The sequence below is a fragment of the Dyella koreensis genome, from assembly GCF_044904565.1.
Classification (GTDB): Bacteria; Pseudomonadota; Gammaproteobacteria; order Xanthomonadales; family Rhodanobacteraceae; genus Dyella_D; species Dyella_D koreensis.
The window spans coordinates 236,076-259,181 of sequence record NZ_JADIKD010000007.1; the positions used below are offsets into that span (position 1 = coordinate 236,076).

Annotated in this window: 23 protein-coding genes; 3 read left to right on the forward strand and 20 right to left on the reverse strand. The window is 61.7% G+C overall.

Annotated elements, in window-relative coordinates:
* Positions 1–246 precede the first annotated feature (246 nt).
* From flhB to ISS97_RS04945, 8 genes are all read right to left on the reverse strand, one after another.
* A complete protein-coding gene (gene flhB / locus ISS97_RS04910; protein ID WP_379985953.1) occupies positions 247–1,386 on the reverse strand; it encodes a flagellar biosynthesis protein FlhB in 1,140 nt (379 codons plus the stop codon).
* Positions 1,387–1,390: 4 nt separating this feature from the next.
* On the reverse strand, positions 1,391–2,161 hold the full coding sequence (gene fliR, locus ISS97_RS04915; RefSeq protein ID WP_379985955.1) for a flagellar biosynthetic protein FliR: 771 nt from the start codon (positions 2,159–2,161) through the stop codon (positions 1,391–1,393).
* The gene (gene fliQ / locus ISS97_RS04920) at positions 2,158–2,427 is read right to left on the reverse strand and encodes a flagellar biosynthesis protein FliQ (protein ID WP_379985956.1); all 270 of its coding nucleotides are present in this window, start codon (positions 2,425–2,427) and stop codon (positions 2,158–2,160) included. Before fliQ ends, fliR begins: the two co-directional genes overlap by 4 nt.
* Before the next feature lie 505 nt (positions 2,428–2,932).
* Entirely contained in the window at positions 2,933–3,694 is a 762-nt protein-coding gene (gene fliP / locus ISS97_RS04925) for a flagellar type III secretion system pore protein FliP (RefSeq protein WP_379985958.1), read from the reverse strand.
* Positions 3,679–4,041, reverse strand: a complete 363-nt coding sequence (fliO, locus tag ISS97_RS04930) for a flagellar biosynthetic protein FliO (protein WP_379985960.1) — start codon at positions 4,039–4,041, stop codon at positions 3,679–3,681. The genes fliP and fliO overlap by 16 nt, the downstream gene beginning before the upstream one ends.
* A gap of 10 nt (positions 4,042–4,051) precedes the next feature.
* Positions 4,052–4,339 (reverse strand): flagellar motor switch protein FliN, encoded by a 288-nt coding sequence (fliN, locus tag ISS97_RS04935; RefSeq protein ID WP_255367205.1) that lies wholly within the window; start codon positions 4,337–4,339, stop codon positions 4,052–4,054.
* Between the two features lie 59 nt (positions 4,340–4,398).
* On the reverse strand, positions 4,399–5,415 hold the full coding sequence (gene fliM, locus ISS97_RS04940; RefSeq protein WP_379985962.1) for a flagellar motor switch protein FliM: 1,017 nt from the start codon (positions 5,413–5,415) through the stop codon (positions 4,399–4,401).
* Positions 5,416–5,422: 7 nt separating this feature from the next.
* Positions 5,423–5,938, reverse strand: coding sequence for a flagellar basal body-associated FliL family protein (locus ISS97_RS04945; protein ID WP_379985963.1), 516 nt, complete (start codon positions 5,936–5,938; stop codon positions 5,423–5,425).
* A 391-nt stretch (positions 5,939–6,329) separates the two neighbouring features.
* On the opposite strand from ISS97_RS04945, the gene ISS97_RS04950 reads away from it, so the two are divergent.
* Positions 6,330–6,767, forward strand: a complete 438-nt coding sequence (locus tag ISS97_RS04950; protein WP_379985964.1) for a hypothetical protein — start codon at positions 6,330–6,332, stop codon at positions 6,765–6,767.
* Positions 6,751–7,884 (forward strand): MBL fold metallo-hydrolase, encoded by a 1,134-nt coding sequence (locus ISS97_RS04955; protein ID WP_379985965.1) that lies wholly within the window; start codon positions 6,751–6,753, stop codon positions 7,882–7,884. The genes ISS97_RS04950 and ISS97_RS04955 overlap by 17 nt, the downstream gene beginning before the upstream one ends.
* 57 nt (positions 7,885–7,941) lie before the next feature.
* On the opposite strand, the gene ISS97_RS04960 is transcribed toward ISS97_RS04955, so the two are convergent.
* The 9 genes from ISS97_RS04960 to ISS97_RS05000 all read right to left on the reverse strand — a co-directional run bounded on the left by ISS97_RS04960 (position 7,942) and on the right by ISS97_RS05000 (position 14,459).
* Positions 7,942–8,349 (reverse strand): GFA family protein, encoded by a 408-nt coding sequence (locus tag ISS97_RS04960; RefSeq protein WP_379985966.1) that lies wholly within the window; start codon positions 8,347–8,349, stop codon positions 7,942–7,944.
* Positions 8,350–8,502: 153 nt separating this feature from the next.
* Entirely contained in the window at positions 8,503–9,402 is a 900-nt protein-coding gene (locus ISS97_RS04965) for a patatin-like phospholipase family protein (protein ID WP_379985967.1), read from the reverse strand.
* Positions 9,403–9,505: 103 nt separating this feature from the next.
* Positions 9,506–10,498 (reverse strand): RES family NAD+ phosphorylase, encoded by a 993-nt coding sequence (locus ISS97_RS04970; RefSeq protein WP_379985968.1) that lies wholly within the window; start codon positions 10,496–10,498, stop codon positions 9,506–9,508.
* Positions 10,495–10,896, reverse strand: a complete 402-nt coding sequence (locus tag ISS97_RS04975) for a hypothetical protein (protein ID WP_379985969.1) — start codon at positions 10,894–10,896, stop codon at positions 10,495–10,497. Before ISS97_RS04975 ends, ISS97_RS04970 begins: the two co-directional genes overlap by 4 nt.
* A 328-nt stretch (positions 10,897–11,224) precedes the next feature.
* Positions 11,225–11,509, reverse strand: a complete 285-nt coding sequence (locus ISS97_RS04980) for a hypothetical protein (protein WP_379985970.1) — start codon at positions 11,507–11,509, stop codon at positions 11,225–11,227.
* A gap of 59 nt (positions 11,510–11,568) precedes the next feature.
* Entirely contained in the window at positions 11,569–11,925 is a 357-nt protein-coding gene (locus ISS97_RS04985) for an EF-Tu C-terminal domain-related protein (protein ID WP_379985971.1), read from the reverse strand.
* A gap of 343 nt (positions 11,926–12,268) precedes the next feature.
* The gene (locus ISS97_RS04990) at positions 12,269–12,670 is read right to left on the reverse strand and encodes a VOC family protein (protein ID WP_379985972.1); all 402 of its coding nucleotides are present in this window, start codon (positions 12,668–12,670) and stop codon (positions 12,269–12,271) included.
* Between the two features lie 204 nt (positions 12,671–12,874).
* Positions 12,875–13,462, reverse strand: coding sequence for a YdeI/OmpD-associated family protein (locus ISS97_RS04995; RefSeq protein WP_379985973.1), 588 nt, complete (start codon positions 13,460–13,462; stop codon positions 12,875–12,877).
* A 115-nt stretch (positions 13,463–13,577) separates the two neighbouring features.
* Positions 13,578–14,459 (reverse strand): LysR substrate-binding domain-containing protein, encoded by an 882-nt coding sequence (locus ISS97_RS05000; RefSeq protein WP_379985974.1) that lies wholly within the window; start codon positions 14,457–14,459, stop codon positions 13,578–13,580.
* A gap of 5 nt (positions 14,460–14,464) precedes the next feature.
* Here ISS97_RS05000 and ISS97_RS05005 point away from each other — a divergent pair, with 5 nt between their 5' ends.
* Positions 14,465–15,013, forward strand: coding sequence for a nuclear transport factor 2 family protein (locus ISS97_RS05005; RefSeq protein ID WP_379985975.1), 549 nt, complete (start codon positions 14,465–14,467; stop codon positions 15,011–15,013).
* Positions 15,014–15,191: 178 nt separating this feature from the next.
* Here ISS97_RS05005 and ISS97_RS05010 read toward each other — a convergent pair whose 3' ends face one another.
* The 3 genes from ISS97_RS05010 to ISS97_RS05020 form a co-directional block, all read right to left on the reverse strand.
* A complete protein-coding gene (locus ISS97_RS05010; protein ID WP_379985976.1) occupies positions 15,192–17,054 on the reverse strand; it encodes a glycoside hydrolase family 2 protein in 1,863 nt (620 codons plus the stop codon).
* A gap of 225 nt (positions 17,055–17,279) precedes the next feature.
* Entirely contained in the window at positions 17,280–19,649 is a 2,370-nt protein-coding gene (locus tag ISS97_RS05015) for a GH92 family glycosyl hydrolase (protein WP_379985977.1), read from the reverse strand.
* Positions 19,650–19,709: 60 nt separating this feature from the next.
* Positions 19,710–22,892, reverse strand: coding sequence for a TonB-dependent receptor (locus ISS97_RS05020; RefSeq protein ID WP_379985978.1), 3,183 nt, complete (start codon positions 22,890–22,892; stop codon positions 19,710–19,712).
* Positions 22,893–23,106 lie beyond the last annotated feature (214 nt).

Below are 23,106 nucleotides of genomic sequence, written 5' to 3' on the forward strand. Positions count from 1 at the left end.
GGGGAGGGTTGGGGAGGGGTGAGTACTTGAAAAAGCGCTCGGGCGAGGTGGTCGCAGGGGCTCACCCTGCGAGCAGAGGGAGGAGCCAAAGCTCACGAAACCCTGCTCCCTCCCCTGCTTGCAGGGGAGGGTTGGGGAGGGGTGAGTACTTGAGAAGGCGCTCGGGCGAGGTTGTCGCAAGGGCTTACCCCCTCCCAGCCTCCCCCTGCGAGCAGGGGGAGGAGCCAAGGCTCGCGAGGATGTGCACTAGCTTTCACGGTACGGCCCCATCAAATCAGGATCGACATCCGGCGTAGGTGGCGGTGGCGGTGCATCGCCATGCGCAACGGCCTGCCGCAGCTGGAACACATAGGCGAGCACCTGCGCCACCGCGATATACAGCGACGCAGGAATCTCGCGCCCCAGCTCAGTAGTGGCATACAGCGCACGCGCCAGCGGCGGCGCCTCCACCATGGGAATGCGATGACTGCCGGCAACCTGACGGATCTGCATCGCCAGCACGTCCACACCCTTGGCGATCACGCGCGGCGCACGCATGTGGCCATCGTCGTACTTCAGCGCCACCGCGAAGTGGGTGGGATTGGTCACCACCACATCGGCCGTAGGCAGCTCCTGCATCATGCGGCGGCGTGCCAGCTGGTGCTGCACCTGGCGGATACGCCCCTTGAGCTCGGGGTTGCCTTCGTTCTCTTTCATCTCGTCGCGCAATTCCTGCTTGCTCATGCGCAACTTTTTGCCGTAGTCGAAACGCTGGTACACCGCGTCGATGCCGCCGATCAGCGCCAGCATGGTGCCGAACAACAAGGCCGCACGCCCGAGCAAAGCCAACGCATGCGCAATCCCCGACACCACCGTGCCGCGCCCCGTGGCCTGCATCGCATCCTGCGAATGCCACAACACCCAGGCCAGCGCTGAGCCGATAAAGAGCAGCTTCAGCAGCGACTTGGCCAGCTCCACCAACCCACGCAGCGCGAAGATGCGCCCGAACCCCGCGATCGGATCAAGCCGATCGAACTTCGGCTCCAACGCCTGCCCGCTGAAACTCAAACCACCCAGCAGGATCGGTGCCGCGAATGTCGCCAACAGCGTCGCCACCGCCACTGGCGTGAACAGCAACAACGCCTCGCGCAAAGCCGCTCCCAGCACACGCGCTGGCAACTCACCCGAGAACAGCGCTTCGCGCCCATAACCCAGGCTCATCGCATAGATCTTGTGCGCATGCAGGAACGCACGCTCGCCGCCGCTCATCAAGGCAGCCACACCAGCCAACACCACCATCGCACCGGAAAGATCGCGCGAGCGCGGAACATCGCCCTTCTCCCGCGCTTCGCGCAGGCGTTTTTCTGAGGGTTTTTCGGTGCGTTCCTGATCGTCATGCTCGGACATCGCCCTAGCCTCCGACCAGTTCGTGCATCAACGACCATGCACTGTCCTGCAAGGACGCGAATGCGCCCGGCAGGCTGCGCAAGGCCAGCCACAGAGCGATAAAGCCCAGACAGATCGTGATCGGGAAACCCACCGCGAACAGATTCATCGACGGCGCCGCGCGGCTGATCGCCGCAAACCCCATATTCACCACCAGCAACGCCGTCATCGCCGGCAACGCCACCCGCACCGCACCGGCAAACAACTGCGAGCCGAACGCCACCACCGCATGCAACCCATTCGACGTGATCGCATCCGTCCCCGGCGGCAAGCTGGTGAAGCTATCCGCCAGCAGCGCGATCAAACGCAAATGCCCATCCATCGCCAGGAACAACAGCGTCACCAGCAACAGATAAAACTGATTCAACACCGGCGAACTACCACCACCCTGCGGGTTCACCACTTCGGCGAAGCCAAGACTCATGCTCTGCGCCACCAGCTGCCCACCGAACGCCACCGCCTCAAACGTCAGCCGCAACACAAAACCCACCGCCGCCCCGATCAGCACCTGCCCCGCCATCGTGGCCATGCCATCCGCCGTCATCGGATCGATCCGCGCCGGCGCCAACGGCGCCAACACCATCGTCAACAACAGAATCAACGCCACCCGGATCCGCGCCGGCAACACCGACGCCCCAAACACCGGTGCCATCAAAAACAACCCCGCCACACGCCCCATCGCCCACATCAGGCCACCAAGCCACACCGGCAACTGAGCGAGATCCACATTATTCACCGCACCGCCCCCGGCAACCCCTCGATCAGATGCCGCGTGAACTGCACCAACGTGCGCAACATCCACGGCCCCGTAATCAACGCCACCAACGCCATCGCGATAAGCTTCGGAATGAAGCTCAGCGTCATTTCATTAATCTGCGTAGCAGCCTGGATCACACCGATCAGCAGGCCGACGGCCAGGGCGGTGAGTAGCAGTGGCGCTGCTACCAGCATCGCGATGTAGAGCGCGTGCTGGCCGAACTCGATGACGGACTCGGGAGTCATGACGCCACCACAGAAGCAGACGGAAACCGCTCCACAAGCCTCGAACCCTCATCCCGGAGGAGAGAGGGAGCTATTGCTCTAAAAGGCGATGCGAAGCGAGCCCGTAACCGGGTCCCCTGTGGAGCGGTGAGGGTTGGACGAAAAGGCCCCGAAGGGGGCGCAGGCAGGGATGCCTGCGCCTTTTCGACACGACAGGGATGTCGTGTCGAAAAGCCCGGCCAACCCTCACGGACCCGGAGGGCGAAGCCCGGAGGGCGCGTAAGAGGGGTGCCTTTTCTTTTGGTTACTTTTCTTTGGGCAAGCAAAGAAAAGTGACCCGGCTCGCGGCAGCGAGACGGAAGCCCGCGGCAGGCGAGCCTGGGCAAGCAGTCGCCAAGGTCGAGCGATGCTGCCACTGGATCCCTGCCTACGCAGAGATGACAAAGTAGAGACGGTGAGCCGAGCACCCGCCCCTCACCCCAACCCTCTTCCCGGAAGGGAGAGGGAGCCAAAGCCAGCGACGCCGTCATGAGTAAAAACTCCCCGCCAACGTCCCCAACAACAACGCCCACCCATCCACCAACACAAACAACATAATCTTGAACGGCAACGAGATGATCATCGGCGACACCATCATCATGCCCATCGACATCAACACACTCGCCACCACCAGATCGATAATCAGAAAGGGAATGAACAACAAAAACCCCATCTGAAACGCCGTCTTCAACTCACTGGTCACAAACGCCGGCATCGCCACCCGAAACGGCACCGCACTCTTGTCCGCATACGGCTGCTCATTCGCCAGCTTGGTAAACAGCTGCAGATCCGCATCGCGCGTCTGGTCGAGCATGAAATGCTTGAACGGGGCGGCTGCCGCAGGAATCGCCTGCTCCACCGTCAGCTGCCCATCCATATAAGGCTTCACACCATCCTGGTAGGCGTGATTAAGCACCGGCGTCATCACGAACAAGGTGAGAAACAACGCCAGTCCCAACAGCACCTGGTTCGGCGGCGTGGACTGTGTGCCCAATGCCTGCCGCAAGAACCCGAGCACGATGATGATGCGCGTGAACGACGTCATCATCAGCAGGATCGCCGGCAACAGCGTCAGCACCGTCATCAACGCCAGCAACTGCAGGGACAACGTCCAGCTCTGCCCGCCACCTGCCGCGTTCTGCACATTCAGCACGGGAATGCCGGCCGGCTCCGCCAGTGCCGCGAACGGCGTCAGCAACAAGAGGGGAAGGATCAGTACGCGCAGCCACTTCATCATTTGCGCTTCCATAGGCCGAGCACGTCGGCGAATGACGAAGCGGGTGGCGCCGGCGGCGCATCGGCCGGCGCGGTTGCCGCACCGTCATAGACATGCAGTGTGCGCATGCCGCCCTGCCCGACGCCCACCAACAGGCGTTTGCCATCGGCATCCAGCAGCAACACGCGCTCACGCGCGCCGACCGCGAAGGATTCAACGCAACGGATGCGCCTGCCACCCGGCTGCGTGCGCGCTTGCAGGCGGCGGCTGAGCCAGCCTGCGGCGAAGATCAGCAGGATGATGCCGGCCAGGCTCAGCACCACGCGCAGCAATTCCGCACCCACGCTGATATCGGCGGCCGGCAAGGCGGCGGCGAGCATCGTCAGCACCTCAGCGCAGCTTGCGCACGCGCTCGGCGGGGCTGATCACGTCGGTCAGGCGGATGCCGAACTTCTCGTTGATCACCACCACTTCGCCGTGCGCAACGAGCGTGCCGTTGACGAACACATCCAGCGGTTCGCCGGCCGCGCGATCCAGTTCCACCACCGAGCCCTGGTTGAGCTGCAGCAGGTTGCGGATGCTGATTCGCGTGCGGCCCACTTCCATCGCCAGCGTCACCGGCACGTCGAGGATCAGGTCGAGATTGACATCACCACCCTCACCCGCCACGCCGAGCATGGTTTCGTATTCGGGACGGCCGGCGGGATCGAGCAGGGTGGCGGAATCATTGGTGGTGCTCATGCGGAAGGGTTCCCGTTGGAGAAGTCGGCGGACGCGCGCACTTCGCGGCGTCCGGCCAAAGCTTGGAAGCGCACGGCCTTGTGGCCGCCGGATTTACCGTGATGGCCGCGGAAGATCGGCACGTCCTCGGCGAACACCGTGCACAGCTCAGGCATGTTCACGGGAATCACGTCGCCGGGACGCAGGCGCAGGAAGTCACCGATGTTCATGCTGGTTTCCAGCAGCATGGTGCTGAGTTCGACCTCGGCATCCAGCACTTCCTGATGCAGGCTTTCCAGCCAGCGCTCGTCGCGCTCGACGCGGTCGCTCTGCACGCCGGCATCGAGCAGCACGCGGATCGGCTCAACCATCGAATACGGCAGGGTCAGATGAATTTCGCCGCCGCCACCGTCCAGCTCCACATGGAAGCGCGACACCACCACCGTTTCGGTGGGGCTGACGATGTTGGCGAACTGCGGATTGATCTCCGAGTTGAGGAACTCGAAGTTCAGCGGCAGCACCGGCGCCCAGGCCTCCACCATCGCGGTGAAGATCTCGGCCAGCACAATCTGGATCACGCGCGACTCGGTCGGCGAGAAGTCGCGACCCTCGATACGCGCGTGGTAGCGGCCATCGCCGCCAAAGAAGTTGTCGATGACGGTGAACACCAGGCGCGGCTCCATCACCATCAGCGCCGTGCCGCGCAGCGGCTTCACCCTCACCAGGTTCAGATTGCTCGGCACGGCCAGGCCATGCACGTACTCGCTGAACTTCATCATCTTCACGCCCAGCACCGAGACCTCGCAGGTCTTGCGCAGCACGCCAAAGACGCCGGTGCGGAAGTAGCGCGCGAAGCGGTCGTTGACCATCTCCAGCGTCGGCAGGCGGCCGCGCACGATGCGGTCCTGCTGGGTGAAATCGTAGGAAAGCACCGAGTCTTTCGGCGGCGGCTCGTCGCCACCGGTGACCACGTCGCCACCGTTGACGCCGTTGAGCAGCGCGTCGATTTCTTCCTGGGAGAGCAGCTCGCTCACGGTGTCCTCACTGCATCACGAAACTGGTGAAGTACAGCGCGTCCACGCCGGGACGGCCGAGCTTGTCTTCCACGATCTTCTGCACCGCCGACAGCGCCTTCGACTGCAGCTTCTGCTTGCCGGCGGTGTCGACCAGCGCGGTGTAGTCCTGGCTGGAGAACAGCATCACCAATGCGTTGCGGATCACCGGATCGGCATCCTTCGCGGCCTGGATCGCCGCCGGGTCGTGCGCCATCAAGGTCACGCCCACCTGCAGATAGCTGAGCGAATCGGCCTTCTGGAAGTTCACCACGAAGGCGGGATCGAGCTGCAGATACAGCTCCGGCCCCTTGGGCTTGTCCGCCGCCTTGGCATCGGCCGCATGCCCTTCCGCCGCCGCGCCATGACTGCGCAGCGTGTACAAGGCATAGCCGCACACCGCCGACACCACCAGCAGCGCCACCGCCAGAATCACAACCACACCCCGCCCGCCACCTGCCTTCGTGGCGGGAACCTCGGCGGGAACTTGCTCTGCGTTCGACATGCATGACCTCTAAAAGAAACGGATCCATGCCCGGCAGCGATGCATCGCCGCGCCGGGCCAAGGTCTAAAAGCAATCCGTGTGCCATCAGGAGAAATGGCTTCGTAGCGCGGGTTGGCGAGGGCCGGTGGCGTGCCGTGGCGCTTTCTTGACGCGTGTCGGGGAGTTGTCGTGACGGGGGTGCGGCGCCAGGTTGCGCGCGCCGGTCCCATTCTGGCTATGCGTTGACTCCGGCACCGCTCGCATCGCCCGGGTGCCGCCGGACCCGGCTACGGTACCGCTTGTCCCATAACCGCTGCGCGCCCATCAGGGGCGACACACTCTGGCTCTCTCCCTCGCAACGGGCAGGAACTCCTTAGCCGATGCGCGGGGCGCCTTCTATTGAGGTTATCCATGCGATCCGAAGCACTGATCAAGCTCTCCTTTGCCGTCGCCGCCAGCCTTTTGCTCAGTACGCCGAGCCATGCCGCGGATGCCAGCGCGCAGGCGTTGGTTGCCCAGGCACTGAAGGCCATGGGCCAGACCCATGACCTGCATCAGGTAGCCGCGTTGCGCGCCGACATCATCAGTGCGAGCTGGGATACGGTCGAGTTCGACCATGCCGATGCGCCCTATATTTTCCAGGGCGCCGCCCACGCTACCGTCCTGGATGATTTGCGGGGCGGCCGGCGATTGACCGACGAGACCCAGCTCGGTGCCGGCGCTGAGCCCACCTCGCTGCATACGCGAACACTGCTGACGCCGACTGAGGAACGCACCGACAGAACGATGGCCGGCAACCCGCCAAGGACGGTGCACAGCGACGCGCCCCCCCGTGTGGAACGTCGATGAGCCGATCACCGCGCTCCTCCTCGCCGAGAAGGCCGGTGATCTCGTGCGAGAGAAGGACGCCTCGCCGCATGGCATTCCGCAGCACGTCGTTTCGTACCACGTGGGGCGTTATCCGGTGCGCCTGTTTCTCGATGCCACCACTGGCCTGCCCAGCGCCATCGAAGTGACGCGCGTGCTACAGCGCGCCAACAGCATCGATCTTGCCTATAACGCCATGGGCGACCTGACCGATCGAATCGAGTTGATGAACTACGCGCTGTTCGATGGCCTGCGCTATCCCGTGCAATCGGACCTGTTCCGCAACGGGGTGCACCTGAGAACGACTGTCTGCAACGATCTGCATACAGATGCGGCGCTCGAAGCGAACGCCTTCGCCATGCCCGAAACCTCCGCCCCTATGTCCCACGTGATGCTGGATGACCTTGTACTCGGCCAACCCGTGGGACTGGCGCCCGATCCCAAAGCGCCCATTGAAGAAATCGCCACCGGCATCGTGCAGATCCCCGGCTCATGGTTCAGCACCATCGTGCGCCAGGACGATGGGCTGGTGATCATCGACGCCCCCATCTCCACCGGCTATTCGCGCAAGGTGCTCGATGAAGCGGCGCGACGTTTTCCGGGCATGCGCGTTAAAGCGCTCATCACCTCCACCGCGTTCTACTGGCACGTGGCCGGCGTGCGCGAGTATGCGGCGCGCGGCATTCCCATCTATGTGCGCGACCGCAACGTCGCCGTCATCCGCGCCATGCTCGATGCACCACACACCCTGGCACCGGATGCGCTCGCCACCCACCCTGTCGCCCCCATCATTCGTTCGGTATCGAAGGCGACAACCATCGGCGAAGGACGGAATGCCATCGTGCTGTACCCCGTGAACGAAGGCGAGCAACCCATGCAGATGACCTGGATTGCCGGAGCGCACCTGCTGCATACCGGCGAAATGGTCATGCCACTGGGACCGAAGGGCGTGCTGTTGCAGCCTGAGTCATTGTTGGAACTGAAGCATTCGGTCGAGGCAACACCCATCGACACCGACGGACTGCGCATGATCGGCATGCATATGCGCCCCACCGCGTGGGAGATGCTGTTGAAAACGCTTAAAAACACGGGTGTTTAGGGAGCGCCAGGCGCTACGTAAGTCGGCGCCGAACTCAGTCCGCCAAAGCTGCGCCCCTTATCGCTTCGGCATGCGCTCGAAGGTCGGCAAGCCGTCGGGGATCTGATGGAAGGGCTGCCTGTCCACCGTGAAGATCGCCATCTGCGGCTGGCCGAAAACGACAGGATCGTCGAGCGTACCGACTTTCAGAATGATGGCGTCCAGACCCGGCCGTCGGGTGATCAGCTGCGTGCCGCATGTCGCGCAGAATTCCCGCGTCACGGGATGCTCCAGATCGCTTCGCGAAAACCGCCGGGGCTCCCCTTGGGTGTAACGGAAGCCGTCGGAGGGCATCAGCAGGAACATATGCGGAGCGCCGCCGCTGAAGTACTGGCATTCGCGGCAATGGCACTGCGCCTTCAACATGGGCACCCCTTCGGCGGTGTAGCGGACTTCACCGCAATAGCACCCGCCTTCAAGCTTCACGGTGTTGTCATGACGAGTGGCGTGCATGCGTCGGCCTCCATGTAGGTGTCCGGCATTTGATCAGGTTAGGAGATGGCATTCATCAAGGCAGAACAAGGTGCCAGCCCGTCTAACGATGCTTTGTGAATCGCCGTCGAAAGCAGATGTTAGGCGTCAGCGCCAGAATTCAGTGAGCTGCCCGGCAAGGGCCCTGCCTTGGTGGTAACCGGCTTGAGCGGCGGGCGGACGTGTCGACAGATCCATCATGTTGACGCCGAACGCGTTGAGCGAATCGCTGTCCGGAAAGATCGTCTCGACTCTGCTGCCGCTTGCGCGGAGTTCGTCGACCTGTGCGGCGAGGTGCATGCCCCACTCCACCGGATGCCGTGATCTGCCACCGAAGGGTGACAGCACCAGCACCCGTGCGTATCCGGCTGCCAGATCGGCATTCTCGTTGCGTCGGTAGCCGCCGTTGATGTATCGGTTGTCGCCGATGCTGTAGGGAGGGACACCGAAGCCATTGGAAGTGCTGGCGGCAACGGCGTCCACCAGATCGACTCCGCTATGGCGGTCGAACACCACCGGTTCACCGGTATGGGCATCGACCGCCGTGATGAGCAACGGCTGTTCCGGCCAGCGCTGACTGGGCAGACGAGCCGCGACCACACCGCGCCACTGTGCTTGCCCGGAGCCATCCGACGACGCATCCATTTCGAGCGCCGCCGCTCCCATTCTGCGGCGCATGTCAGCCGCATCCTCAGCGGCAGCGATGATTCGGCTTGTTATCTCCATATGGTCCGCCGCCGGCCCAATGGGAACGCGCCCGCCCTCGGGTCCGCCCGGAGCAGTCCGTTGCTGGGGCGCGGCGGAGAGGATGGCGGCAAACAGCTCGGTCGGAGTCGCGCTGGTGATCTGGGCCGCGGCCGTCGATCCAGCCGATGTCCCTATGATCACATCGGCCTTGGTCACATCCAGCCCGGCATCGAACAAGCCGGCGACGACACCGATCTCCCACGCGTTGCCAGCCGCCCCGCCACCATGGAGGACCAACGCTCGCTCACGTCCAATTTCCATGCTATTTCCTGTATGGGTTGATCCGATCGAGTCGGTGATTTTTTCTGCTGGTCAAGCATGTCAGCCTTGGGTCGGAAGCGGACACTCCGAAAAACTTTCACACCTAGCCGTCGCTCTCGGCACGTGGTCGCTGCCGCGGGTGCAGTAACTCCCAACCGCAGAGTTGGGCGGCGTTCTCCATGGAAATCGATCGGTGCTTGATCTCTTGTGGAGCCGAGTCATGCAGCTCAAGGCGCGTGAGTTCGCTCACAATCCGGTCGGGGAATAGCGCGACGCAGTGACCACCCCCTTTGGTGGACGGATATCGAATGCCCTCAAAGCCTGCGTCACGCACCATGCCGGCGAATATTTGGCTTGTGGCCGGAAGACCGTACTGCGCTGGCGCAATGCGCCAGTTGTTGATGAGGACATCTTGGACCAGGCGACCAGGCGTACGGACCATGTATGCGTGATTTGTCGGCAAGCCGAGGCGCTTCTGAATCTGACTCACTTCTGCGGGCAGCTTCATCTTGCGCAATACCGCGCAGAGCTTTTCGAGGTGTGCCGGCTCCCCAAGGTCGAAAATGCGCTCAATATGGCCGTCGAGCTGCACACTTGAAAAGCTACTTAACGGCGCAAGTGCGAAGTCCTCTGCGCGTAAACCATCGCTCGTCGCCCCCATGGCGATCTGGAATTTCTCGCGGAACGCCGTCTCGAAATCCTCCGCGATGTACAGTGCCGGCCACGGGTTCTGCATGGCCTTTTCGACATCCCGGCCAATATTGAAACGACCGCCGAAGTCCGTAAGCGAACCTGCAGCCGAGAGCGGGTTGAGGGAAAACCGGTATGTGACGAGGCGTGTCCAGCCGCGTATATCAACCGGCAATGCAGGCACGGATTCTAGTGCGGCGCGGACATCGTCCTTGAAGCGTTGGCGTTGTGGCTCTACGCCGAAGTAGAGGACATCGTTGTACTCGTCCAGGTCCGCAGAAAAGCGCTTCCAGCGATCCAAGTCGACAGAAGAGAAGCGATCGAGTTCGAGAATGCCGCGGACATCCGGTGTCTCGTTGATCGGCGGGTGCTGCGGCGGTGGTTGTTTACCCCGGTGCCGCGTCACTCAGCTGCGACCCTCGGGGCCGCCCGTTCGTTCATAGCGTTGATGATGAACTTGCGGAGCCGATCAAACCTTCCGAGGCGGACCATGTCTCTTGGCGAGACATCTCCAAGCAGAGGGTTTCGCGCCTTAAACCACATGGCGGTCTTCACGACATCGCCATCAAATGCCTCGGCTACGAGATTGCATGTCATTGCAATCTCTTCGAGGCGATCACGCATCGCAACCGGAATCTCTTCGTCGTAGCGCACAGAATTGGGCGAAACATCGGCGACCCGAGAGACATCCGTCTTTCGGAGATCTAGCCACTCGGTGACGCGCCGGGGCTGGAATTGGGGGCCCAATCCAAATCCCAGAAGGTCTTGCTGTGGAATATTGCTGAAGAGAGCCGCGGCAGACATAGAAAAAACCTCTGTGGTCTAAAATTCTAGCACTGCCATAAAGTTAGGATCAATAAACCCACGTTTTAACCACGTTCTACACACTACTGGGGCAGTATGCAACGTGGAATGTGTTCGGCCGGCGTAGGGTTTAGCCAAGAGCCCACCCAGCAACGATCTACCGCACTTAGTTGTCTCATTAATTGATGAGATGTCCGCACCTAACTGTGGATTTCCCTGATCCTGGCTCTAATTTTGGCGAGAGTATTCGGAGCGCACTGACGCCATCCCGGCTTTCCACCGAATCTGGAAAGTGTCCGCTTCGGGCCGGAAGCAGACATTGGCCAGGCTAGCCACTGAGATGATCCCGCCATCCCAGGAGGAGACCCACAGCTTTCGAGTCTTGATCCGGGTTGGCGGCCATACCGATATGTTCTGTGCTCAACCAATGCAAGTATTCGGCGACATCCTTCCCGTCGACAGTGGCCTTGAGTAGCTGGAAGACCTGCGAAACATAGCTTTCGTACTCATCTCTGGCCTGGGGGACACCGGCAATTCCGATGGGATCCCACATGTAGTGAAGAACTTCATCGATCCTGCGCAAAAGCTCTTTGTCTTGCGGCGAAACATTCACTGGAGAAGTCCTAGCTGCGTTTTGACGATGTCGGCAATGTGTCGGAAGCAGACATGCCGTCAAAGAACAGAAATAACCTCTGCCTCACCGACTAGCTTTCCACCCTCCTGAATTCGCCAGCGGCGCCCGGGCTGTAATAGCTCCGCTATCCCCACGACGTTCAGAAACTCGACCACCAGCTCGGCGGTCTCCCCAGGCTCAACCCAGCGATCCCCCGGAACTTCGAATTGACCAATGTAAAAGGTCAGACCGGCAACGCCACCAAAATTGTGATTTGGCCGATATCGAGTCGTTACCGGACTGGTCCGACCGCCCCCTTGGGCACTAAGCATGTGTATCTTCGCCTGGACTCGAATGACCTTGGCGCCACTGCCATTTGGCTCTAGCACGTCATGGAAACCAAACGCTTTCGACATTTCCTTCCCCGATATTCAATGTCCGCTACGGGTCGAAAGCGGACATTTCCTTTTTCCGTACCGACCCCAGACGCTTATGACTTTCCAAGCTTCTTCAGCTTGGCATCAACCAAGCCCCAGATAGCGAGAACGACAACGAGGCTGCCGAATGCGGAACCGAAGCCAGAACGCGGCTCAGTAGATTCACTCCCGAAATAGGCCTGAAGAAATAGGTATGTAGTCAAGCAGACCGCGCACCATGCAGTCCTTGCTATCCGACTAGTTCCAACGCCTCGCATCTCCCCTCCATTGTCTACACCAGGTCCGCTTCGGGTCGAAAGCAGACGTAAAGATGTTGGACTCGTCAGTTGCCCATCTTGGCTTCGCCATCTTGCACGAGGCGGGAGGGCCAGCCGATGCGGATAAGGAGGCCGTCGGGCCCGCATATCCCCACCTCATAGAGACCCCACTCACGGTGCCGCAGGACGCCACCAGGGCGGATGACCAGGTCATCCACGCGCGCGGCAATGGCCTCTACTTCCGGCGTGCGGATGAAGACACCGAAGGGGTTGTGCTCCTGCGGAACGGCCCAGGGGCCAGTTCCTGCCTGGATCAAGTGCACCTCGCAACCCCAGCCGGTCATGATGAAGTAGTTGGCGTCGCCACCCGTGCGGGCAAAGCCCAGGCGCTCCCAAAACGGAAGCGCGGCGTGCAAATCGTTGCTAGGAACGATAGCGAAGGCACCGATGGTGGAAGGAATGGGCATACAGTTACTCCGGCTAGAGGCGACTCTTGCGGGTCTGCGCTGAAGACCGCTTTGGGTCGAAAGCGAACATGCAGATCATTCCGATATTGGGCATAAAAGAAAAGCAGCCTATCGGCGGCCACACCTGGAGAGAGCAGCTCAGGAGAGGCGGTCATGGACACGGAAGTGGCGAATGACAGTGCTTCGAAGCACGGGCCTGGGCAGTCAGTGAAATTTTTCGCCGCGCGCAAGCATCTCCACAATCAGCTTTATGCGCTTGATCTTTGTCTCTGGGCGCTTTGCTGTTTGCAACCGGTAGGCAATCGAATACAGATTGGTCTTGTTGAGTGTCGCGTAAAACTGCTTTGCCTTGGCGTTACGTGCGAGCTCCTCGACGAACTCCGGAGGCACCGTTGCATTAGCAGAAGAGTCGTACGCAGTAGCCCAGCGCCCGTCGGCTTTGGCCGCTTCTACCTCCTTGAGACCAGCAGGCGTCATGTGGCCCTCCTGGATAAGCCGATCCACATGCGCAACATTTTTCTTGGACCAACCGCTTTTCGCCCTGCGCGGGGTGAATTTTTGCACCCAGGAGTTTTCGTCAAGCGGTAGCTTTTGCCCATCTATCCAACCGAAACATAGCGCCTGGTCAAGCGCCTCGGCATACGTGACTGATGGAACGCCAGAGTCCTTCTTGTAAATTCGCAGGAGCAGACCAGGGGCTTTAGCGTGCTCCTTCGTCATCCATGCGCGAAGTGCTTTCGATGACCGAAAACTCTGCGGTTCCGGCGTAGCACGGGAAGGTAGTTTGCCCATAGGTGGCTCACCTCAGGTTCGTGCGGGTTTATCGTCGTACTGTATCAAGTCGCGGGCGTGCTTCCAGCAGAAACATATAATCGATCCTTGCCGATCCGACGCCCTGCAACGCTTGTCACGGGAGTCGCAGCGCGTTCACTAGCGCAGCCAATGCAGAAGGCTGATGCTGACGACTGGGGTAGTACATGAAGAAGCCGGGAATCGGCGGCGTCCAATCTTCCAGCACGCGGATAAGCCGCCGCTTAGCGATGTCCTTGGCGACCTGCTCTTCATAGACGAGACCGAGGCCCGCCCCAGCGAGCGCCGCCTGGATCACCAAGTGAGTGTCGTCGATGATGAGCGGGCCGTTCACGCTGACCGTGACCGACTTTCGTCCGCGCTCGAACTCCCATCGATAGGGGCCGCTCGGAAGGCGTAGCGTTATGCATCGATGATCACTGAGATCCGTCGGCTTCTGCGGAATGCTTCGTGACGCGAAATAGCCCGGCGACCCCACTACCGCCAGCCGCAACTCCGGCGTGACGCGCACGGCAATCATGTCCTTCTGAATGTACTCGCCGAGCTGAATACCGGCATCGAACTCGCCCGCAACGAGGTCTACAGGGCCAGTAACGGTGACAACGTCGAGAACGATGTCAGGATAGGCCTTCGCGAATGCCGTGAGCCGTGGCAGCAATACCATTACGGCGGCCGAGCGTGACATCACAATGCGAAGGCGGCCCGCAGGGCGACGCCGGATGCTTCGCGCTCTGTCCAGGGCCTGAGCTATCTGCTCAAGCGCCGGAGACAAATCTTTCAAGAGAGCAGCCCCTGCAGCGGTTGGCGCGACGCTCTTCGTTGTTCGAGCGAGAAGATGTAACTCAAGTCGCTCTTCGAGCCCGCGAATCGTGTGGCTCAGCGCAGACTGGGAGACACCTAGTTTTGCCGCAGCTCGAGTAAAGCTTCGCTCCCGGGCAACCATCGCGAAAGTAGCGAGTTCGTTCAGTTCGTTTCTCATGATTGATGAATATCACTCATGACACCTTAAACCACAACAGCCCTATCCTCATAAACGACTCCCCTCTACGCTTGGTCAGCAACGCAACGCCAAGACTTTCTGCCGATGCACAGGCGCTTGATGCTTGGCACGGAATGGCCGGGCCGCATGAATCGGCCCAACGCAACAAACTTTCGAGGGCCGCTATGAATTCAGATATTCCCGCTTTGCGATCGATCGCTCAGACCTACTTCGATGCCGCTTATGAAATGGATGCTGAGAAATTTTCATCCCTGTTTCACCCATCGAGTTCCGTGACAAAGATCAGCGAAGACGGCAACGTGAGCGTGACGCCGATTGCGGCCTGGCTAGCAGCCGTACGCAACATGAAAGCGCCGAAACAGCAGGGCTTCGAGCGTGATGACCAGATCCTATCCATAGATGCTGAGAAGGAGCTCGCGATCTTGAAGGTGAAATTGCAGGTCCATCCGCGCGTCTTCACGGATATGCTGTCGTGCTTGAAGGTTCATGGAACGTGGAAAATCGTCCAGAAGGTGATGACTTCCAACACGTGACGCCGGCGAACTCAAGTTGCGCGCCAACGGCACCATGCCATGTCCGCTTCGGGTCGGAAGCGGACATGGCAGTCCGTGGCTAAAGTGCCAAACGTGATCGCGCGCAGATCACGGCTCTCTTCAGGACCTTCGATAATGGCTGTGACCAACAACCTCATCGCCCCGCTATGCGCAGGTCTCAGGGCTGTCCACCCGCGCGTATCGTCGCCTCATTGATCGCACGCACCTTAGCCTCGTCCACCTTTTCGACCTTGCGGTCGTAGGTGTACAGGCCGTTGTGCTCGCCCTCGACATCGGTGATCTGGGTATAGACGCTGCCGGACATGCCTTTGGGCGCCCCCTTGTCACGCAGCACGGCGGTATTGGCGACGTAGCCGTCGATCAACGCGGCGCGGTCCTTTACTGTGCCGTAGGGGTTGATCGGCGTGTTGGGCCAGACGTGGCCGGGAATGCCCAGGGTCAGGCCTCCGTGCTCGCCGTCGATGGCGGCGCGCTCCGCATCCGGACTGGGTAGGCCGGGGCCTTGATACTCATGCACGTCGTAAACGTCGCCGGCATGCGGATCGCCCTTGGTGTCGCAGCAGTTGGCGCCGCTGCGCGCGTCGACCAGGCGCGAGGGGTCGCGTTGCTTGATCTGCTTGGACAGCTCGGCGGCGGCCGGAATGCTCCATTGCCCCCAGCCCTCGTTGAACGGGATCCAGCCGATGATCGAGGTTACGCCCTCGAGCTGATCGACGATGGCTGAGACATCCGCGCGGAAACTGTCCTTGTCCGCCCCGCTGAGTTTGTCGTTGTTCCCGGTCGGCAGCGCCGGCATGTCCTGCCATACCATCAGGCCGATACGGTCGGTCCAGTAGTACCAGCGCGCCGGCTCCACCTTGATGTGTTTGCGGATGGTGTTGAAGCCCAGGTCTTTGGTCTTCTGTATGTCGAATTTGAGCGCCGCGTCGGTAGGTGCGGTGTAGATGCCGTCCGGCCAGTAGCCCTGATCCAGCGTGGCCAGCAGGAAGGTCGGCTTACCATTCAGCACGATGCGGTTGCGTCCACCCACCTTCGCGACAGCGATGGTGCGCAGGCCGGCATAGCTGGTCACCTCGTCGCGTTGATCGCCCTGGGTGAGCGTGGCCTTGAAGGTGTACAGGAAGGGATCCTGCGGGCTCCATAGGCGCGGATGTGCAATAGCCAGATGCAGCGATTGGCCAGCCGGTCCGCTCGCCTCGCCCACTGCTTTTCCATCCGCGTAGGCGGTGACATGCAGCGTGGCGCCCGCGCTGCGGCCGTGCAGTTTCGAAGTAACAGTAAACGCGTCCAGGCTGCTCGCCGGGGTGAAGCTCAGTTGCGCCACGCTGATGGCCGGCACCGGCTCCAGCCACACCGATTGCCAGATTCCCGAGGCCGCGGTGTAGAAGATGCCCTCGGGTTTCAGCCGCTGCTTGCCGACCATGATGTTGGCGCCGTCTACCGGCGCATGCACGGCAACAATGATCTCCTGTGGCCCGTGCGGGCGAAGTGCCGACGTGATGTCCGCGCTGAAGGATGTATAGCCGCCGGCATGACGCCCCACCTGCTTGCCGTTGACGTACACCGTGGCGTCGTGGCTTACCGCGCCGAAATTCAGTTGCACGTGCTGGCCATGCGCGGTGAAAGCTGCCGGGATCTCCACCAGCCGGCGATAGAACATGAAGTCCGCATGCTTCTGCACACCCGAGAGCACCGACTCGATCGGATACGGCACCAACACTTGGTCCTTCAGCGTCTGACCGAACGGCGGCGCGCCCTGCCCGTCGCCCGGCGCGTACTGCCACAGCCCGTTGAGGCTCATCCATTGCGGATGATCCAGCGATGGGCGTGCCAGCTGCGGGCGCGGATATTCGGGCAACGCGTTGCTTGGCGATACCTCAGCGGTCCACGGCGTTGCCAATGGTGCGGTCTTGCCGTTCCAGGTGGTCGCCTGGTCCGGTGCGGCCATTGCCATCGACGTAAAGCTCATGACCATGGTCATCCAGGCGCACGCACCCCATACGCTGATGTTGCTCTTCATTTGTCTGTCCTCATGACAAGTTGCCTGGCACCCGCTCTTACTCCCTCCCCTGCTCGCGACGCGAAGCTAGTCCCGTGGGACAGGGGAGGGTTGGGGAGGGGTGAGTACTTGAGAAAGCCCAGCAGGAGAGGTTGAACCAAGGGCTTACCCCCTCCCAACCTCCCCCTGCTAGCAGGGGGAGGAGTAGGTTGTTCTGCGCTGCTGAGATTCGACGCTGACCGACAATCACTGGCGCTCCACCGACATCGAAAACGGCGCATCGCTCGCATCAGCACCCCACGACTTGTTTGGCTCAGGCCCCATCACGAGCACCAGCATGCCACCGTTCGCCATGTCGGCATGGCTGAACCATGGCTTGGTCCACGGCTTGCCGTTGAGTGTGGCGGACTGGATGTACATGTTCTGAGTCGAGTTGTTGCGCGCAACGATCTCGAAGACCTTGTCGTTGCCCATGCGCACGCGGACCCGGTCGAAGATCGGACTTCCCAGGATGTAGTCGGGGCGAGAGGGATCGACCGGATAGAAACCCATCGCGCTGAGCACATACCAAGACGAGGTCGAACCCTGGTCGTCCATGCCGGGGAAGCCGTAGCCGCTGGCGTCGCTACCGTACAGCTCGGCGAGGATGCGGCGAGTAAGTGACTGCGTCTTCCACGGCTGGCCGCTCCATGCGTAGAGATAGGCTGCCTGCTGGTCCGGCTGGTTGCCCTGCACGTACTGCCCGATCATGCCGGTGCAGTCGCGGCAGATGCCTTTGGGCTGGTAGGGCGTGGAGAAGAATGCATCGAGCTTGGTGTTGAACGCGGCGCGCCCGCCGAGCAGGTCGATCAAGCCTTGCACATCGTGCGGCACCAGCCACAGCGTGGACCAGCCCGAGGCTTCCTTCATCATGAAGTTGTAGTACGGCTCGCCCGGATCGAACGGCGAAATCCATTTACCGTCATCGGTGCGGCCGCGAACGAAGCCCACCGATGGATCGAACACGTTGCGATAGTTGGCGGCACGGCGCAGGAACATCTGCGCATCGTCCATCTTGCCGAGGCGACGGGCGACATCCGCCAGTGCGTGATCGTCCCATGCGTACTCGAGCGTGGTGGCAGCACCCGCCTTGCCTCCCGCGTAGGGCGGGCTGGGGTTGCCCGATGGAACGATGTCTGCGATCCAACCGTTCTTCATGTATTCGGCCAGATAGCCGCGTGGCCCGTTGGGATCGGTCGCGTTCTTGCGCAGATACGTATAGGCAGCGGCGTAGTCGAACGAGATGCCGCGCTGCCATGCGCCGTCGTAGAGGAACACGGCGTGGTCGCCGTGGAACGAGGTATTCATGTAGCCGCGCTCGCGCGCCATATCCAGCTCGGAACGCATGATGTCCTGCACCACCTGCGGTTCCAGCAGCATCAGCAGCGTGATCTGGTTGCGGCCGGTATCCCAGAACGGCACCGGTCCGTAATGATCGTAATCCGCTACCTGGTCGCGCCCCTGGGCGTCGATGTAGTGCTCGCCCTTGCGAGCGATCATCCGTGGGCTGGCGAAGGCGTGGTACAGCGTCGAATAGAACAGCATGCGCTGCTTCGCCGTACCGCCGGTCACTTCCACGCGGCCGAACAGTTCCGCCCAGCGAGCGCGCGCCTTCGCGTGCACGCGGTCGAAGTCAGTGTCGCTGTCCTGGGCGCGAAGCCTTTGCTCGGCTTCCTCGGCGCTATGGCCGTGGGCCATACGCACCACCACCTGGTCGCCAGCCTTTGTGTCGTAGGTGACATAGGCGCCAGCGTAGTCGCCGGAGACCTTCGGACGGGCAGCCTTCACGTCTTCGCGGCCCAGGCCCTCGCCAGTGGCGGTGACTTCGGCATGGAACGTGCCGAACGTTGTGAACGGCCGCGAGAACTCGGCGACGAAGTACGGGCCATCGGTGTCTCTGTCGCGACGGCCGGCCATGGCGACACCGCGGATCGTATGGTCATCCACCACTTCCACGTCGCCGCCGGCGCGGCGCAGGTTCAGCACCACGTTCGATCGGTGGCTTTCCGGGAAAGTGAAGCGCATCAGGCTGGTCCACTGCGTGGCCGTCAGTTCGACCTTCGTGCGGAACGTGGCGAGATCCACGGTGTAATAGCCGGGCGATGCTTTTTCAGTGGCCTTGTCGTAGTACGACGCCATGTAGTCCGGCGGCACCGTCCAATCTCCCACCACGGGCATGACGATGGGTGCGCCGCGCGCGCCATAGGTCGAGCCGCCACCGCTGAAACCGAACATGGTGGGACGTCGGTAGTCGTAGGCCACAGGCACACCGGTGGCAAAGCTCAGGTCGGCGTTGATGTTGACCGGCGCGGCTTCGGTGGCGCTCTGCGGCAGGCTGGCGCCTGGCGTAGTCATGCCGGTGTAGGTGGGCTCACCGGGCGGTGGCGCGTTGCCGAGCAGAGTCTGCTTGTCGAGGGGGGCCGTTCCCACCAGAGGGTTGGCGAGGTCCACTGGCGCCGCGGAGGATGTCGCAAGTTGGTTGTCTTTAGCCCATGCAGCTGTCGCGCAGGTCACGGTGAGCATGGACAACGCAACGGCGAGAGCACGATGGGGAAGGCGTGCCATGGGTGTATTCATGTGGTTTTCCTTCGCTTGAAAAGAAGACGGGGCCGAGTGATGTCCCCGGCCCCGTCTTTTTTACTTGTCGCTGTCACCGCCGAACTTGTAGGTCACGCCCAGGTAGTACTGCCGGCCCGGATACATCAGCTGGACCAGACGCGCGCGCGTGTCGCCACCTAGATAGGTGTGCGGCGTCGCCTTATTGATGTTGATGATCGACGCCGTGACCATGAAGTGCCTGTTGAACTGGTAGTCACCGTTCAGATCGATCTGGTGGTACGGCTGCGCGTAGATCGGCAGGCCCGCGGCCAGGCCCTGCATCGTGCGGCCCGTCCAGTTGTCGCTGGCACGCAGCAGCAGGCCATTCTTTTCGTAGAACAGCGAGGCATTCGCCGCGTACTTCGCGCTGCCGATCAGCTCGGCCTTGCCCACCTGCGTATCGCCCAGCGAGACCGCGGTTTCATTGGTCTTGTTGAGTGTGTAGTTGACGATATAACCGAAGCCCGAATCCCAGGTGTGCTGCGCATAGAGCTCGATGCCCTTCGATGTGCCGGAGCGGCCGTTGGCATTGGTGCTGTACTGCCGGAAGTTCGTCTGGGTACCGCCTACATTCACGTTGATGTTGTTGACGGTGACCGGGACGACGAAGTTCTTCACCTTCTTCTCGAACAGATCGATACCGACGACGCCGTGGGGGGCGTAGTACCACTCGCCGGCAAGATCGAACTGGGTGGCCGTAAAGGGCTTCAGCGCGGCGTTGGCGCCGGAGCCGTACCAACCCGGCAGCGGAGCGCCAAACTGCTTGCGATCGTTGTAGTAATCCTGCGTGTTGTTGGTCAGCTGGCCCAGCTGGGCCAGGTCGGTGTAGTTGGCACGGGCCATCGCCTGCGAGCCGGCCGCACGCAGGACGAAGTCCTCCGCGATCGTCCAGGCAATATTGAAGCTCGGCAGGAATTTGTTGTAACGCTTGTTGGTCGTCGAGTTGTTGAAGTTCTCTACCACCGCCACTTCGCGCGGCAGGTACTGGAAGTCGCCCGGGGCGCACGCCCCGCCGCCCGCGTTCACGCCCGTGGCGGGACAGATCAAGATGTTGCCCGCCGCGTCGTGGTAGTACACCGCGTTGTTGGTGGTGACCTGGTTGGCGACGGTGAGATCCTGCTTTGTGGTGACGAAGCGCAGGCCGACGTTGCCGCGCAGGGTGCCCGTGTCGAAGTTCATCTGCACGTAGGCAGCCGCGATCTTTTCGCCGATCGACGACTTGTTCTGCGGCTTGTTGTAGAGCACTCGATCGTAGGTCGAGTTGAGGTGGTTGTAGTACGCCGGGAAGTTGATCGCCGGGAAGATGCTGTCTTCGTAGGCATGGTTCGCGCCATTGAGGTAATTCGGCAGCAGGAAGCTGGCCGGCAGCTGGCCCGCGTTCGGATCGCAGGTCTGGAACTGTGAGGTGGTCCCCCTGCAGTACCAGCGCACTTCGTTGCTCTGCTGCTCGGCATGAGCATCGCTGTACTTCGCGCCGAACTGCAGCGACTGCATCCACGAGGATTCGAACGCCCAGGTGAAGTCCGCCTGCGCGAAGTTCTGCGAAGTACGGGTGTTCACCATGTTGGAGCCCGTCGAACCGAGGTCGACCTGGCCGGCGCCGGCCAGCATGTTCGGCAGCACCGACTGGTCGGCGACGATGCCGGGCTTGCCGCTGAAGGTCCATGCCGCGCCCGTGCTGCCGTCCACCCATTGGCCATTGACGAAATTGCGCGGCTTGGCGGCCATGCCCAGTTCGATCGAGGGGCCGCCCTTCGCCCAGGTCCGACCGACGTTGAACGAGCCGCTCAGGCTGCCGCCGTTATCCCATTCGCCTTCCAGGTTAAGGGTCTGCGAGGTGGCCTTCTCGACGGAGTAGTTGCCATTGAGCCAGGGGATTTCCGTCGAGCACACGTCCACCGCTTGACGGGCAGCGCCCGTGACCGGGTTCACCGCGGCGTTGCAACCGACGCCTTTGGGCGGCAGCACATAGTTCGCGCCTGTGACGATGGTGCCGGACTTGTCGAAGGTCAGGCCATTGGGCGCGAGCAGGCGGCCGTTCTGGTCGGCGTAGTTGGAGTTGTTCGGCAGGCCCCATTCGGGAATTTCGAGAGTGTTGGTAATCTGCGTCTGCTGGCGTTCGAAGCGGAAATAGTTACCGGTCAGCAGGAAGTGGTTGCTCGGCTTGAACTGCATCGTGGCCTGGGCGCCCTTGGTCTTCAGGGTCAGGTCGTTGCGGCTCGTGGCGAATTGCTGCGGCATCCAGAAGCCGTTGGAGATGTGCCCGGCCTGGTCGACGACGCCATTGCCCCACAGGTCGATGTTGTTGTTGACCGCGGAGTCGTAGGGCCTGCCGTGGACATCCACCGGCGGCTGGGTACAGGTCGCGTGGTCTGTACACGCATCCGACCACCAGTGCCAACTCGTAGCATCAGCTTCGTAGGTGGTCGCCTGGCGCTTCTGGTAGGCGCCGGCGACGAGCACGCCAAAGGTTTCATCCTTGTTCTTCCACGACCACAGCGCCGAGCCCTGCGGTTCCGTCTTCGAGCTGGTATCGGAGCTCGCGGCGGTGCCGGTGACGAAGCCTTCGTTCGCCGCCATCTCGAGCGGACGGCGCGTGCGCAGGTCGACGTTGCCGCCGATGCCGCCCTCGTCCAGACGTGCTTCAAGGCTCTTGTAGAGCTTGATGTCCGAGAACATGTTGGCCGGGAACAGGGTGTAGTTGAACGAACGCGAGAGGCTCGCCGACGTGTCGGCGGACGCCACGTAGTTGCCGTTCAACTGGGTCAGCGTCAGTTCGGGTGCGAGGCCGCGGATGCTGACCGTCTTGCCCTCGCCCGACTCGCGGCTGATGACCACGCCCGGCACGTGCGCCAGCGCGTCCGCGATGTTCTTGGCGGGAAACTGCGCGATGTTCTGCGCGTTAATCACTTCGACGATGGAATTGGAATCGCGCTTGTCCTGAACGTTCTGATCGATCGACTGGCGGTAGCTCGTGACGACGACCGTTTGGAGCGTGGTGGGATTGGTCGTGCCGCCGGTTTTTTCCTTATCGGTTTTCTTCGTCGTTGCGCTATCGGACGTTTGTGCCGGCGGCGGTGTTGTCGCTGGAGCCGCTGCAGGCGCGGATGCCTGCGCAAAAGCAACAGCGGGCATTCCCAGGCTGCCGCCCAATGACAAGGTTGCCAAGGCGAGTGCGGTGTACAACGGCTTGCGCGTAAACACGTGTGGCAGGTAAGTCATTTTTTTGATTCCCCTACTTTGGTGTGCGCCCTTCAGGAGTAGGCGCGGTGATCCCCCGTTTGATCACTGCAGCGCTGCGCGATTTATGGCTGCAGGCCCTCTCTCTTCCTCTCTAATTAGATCGATCTAAATTTTCGATGCACGACGGGCATCAGGCTCGTTAGCGGTGAATGTTTCAGGCCCCCGGATGCGCTGTCGCGAAGGCCCGGGTCTG